At 57.8% G+C, this 569-nt stretch carries 2 protein-coding genes; both read right to left on the bottom strand.

Annotated features, from left to right (window positions below; translation table 11 throughout):
- Positions 1-316: DNA-binding protein (locus EN925_RS38800; protein ID WP_128337502.1), on the bottom strand; the 316-nt coding region annotated here is incomplete at its 3' end.
- A 2-nt stretch (positions 317-318) separates the two neighbouring features.
- On the bottom strand, positions 319-569 hold a 251-nt coding region (locus EN925_RS38795), incomplete at its 5' end, for an AbrB/MazE/SpoVT family DNA-binding domain-containing protein (protein WP_164894834.1).

The raw sequence follows: 569 nt of genomic DNA, 5'->3' as shown, positions 1-569 counted from the left end.
CGTGAGCCCCAATCAAGAAGTCGGGCATCACCTTCTCTCGAGGTCCGCCCAACCGCCGATAGACCGAGAACGCTCTCGACGCAGCAAAGGCCGCCTCGAACGGGAGACTTTCGCGCCGGAACTCGTCTTCAGGCAAGGCATCATCGACATCGTCTATCGCCTCATAGCGCATCGAAAACTCGGCGTAGATAATCTGATTGATGACCAGGCTGCCTTGCTCGAGGGCAGACACCATTTTGGACCACGACCACTTTGACCAGACGGGATCGCGAACGGCGATATCGACAAGCACGTTGGTGTCGACAAGCGTCGCCAAGATTAGCGATCCCGGGTCAAAGCCATGACGGCATCGGCATTCATTGTCTGATCGCCGCTGCCCTCAAGCCGATCGAGCGCAGCAAGAAAACGATCGAGTCTTTCGCGGTCGGCCAACCGCCCCTTGTCATGCTTCGGCGTGATCGTGATCTTGCCGCCCTCGATGCCGAAGATGACTTCGCTGTTGGCGCCAATCCCAAATGTCTCCCGCAGATCCCGTGGGATTGTCACTTGACCTTTGCTCGTCACACGCA

The sequence above is a fragment of the Mesorhizobium sp. M7A.F.Ca.US.006.04.2.1 genome, from assembly GCF_004022915.1.
Taxonomy (GTDB): domain Bacteria; phylum Pseudomonadota; class Alphaproteobacteria; order Rhizobiales; family Rhizobiaceae; genus Mesorhizobium; species Mesorhizobium ciceri.
The sequence above is the reverse complement of the archived record's forward strand: the minus strand, read 5'-3'. Positions and strand labels throughout refer to the sequence as shown.